This is a genomic window from Lysinibacillus sp. G1-3, from assembly GCF_056322905.1.
Window position 1 is genome coordinate 1 of sequence record NZ_JBWHYQ010000082.1, and the last position, 255, is coordinate 255.

A 255-nucleotide genomic window follows, 5' to 3' on the forward strand; every position below is an offset into this window, starting at 1 on the left:
ATTCTTTTATCTAAATATAGCCAACAAGAAGATATAGTGATTGGTATTCCTATATCAGGAAGATTACATGAGGATATTGAAAATGTAATGGGGATGTTTGTAAATACTTTAGCTTTAAGAAATACTCTAAAAGGTAATAAAAAATATATAGATTTTTTAAATGAAGTAAAAGATAATTCACTAAAAGCATATGAAAATCAAAGTTATCAATTGGAAACTTTAGTAGAAAAATTAGCAATAGAAAGAGATACAAGT

1 protein-coding gene is annotated in these 255 nt (G+C 24.3%); it reads left to right on the forward strand.

Features of this window, described 5'->3' with window-relative positions; translation table 11 throughout:
- Window positions 1-255 (forward strand): condensation domain-containing protein (locus ACVYAD_RS25260; RefSeq protein ID WP_476428312.1); only part of this gene is annotated, 255 nt, incomplete at both ends.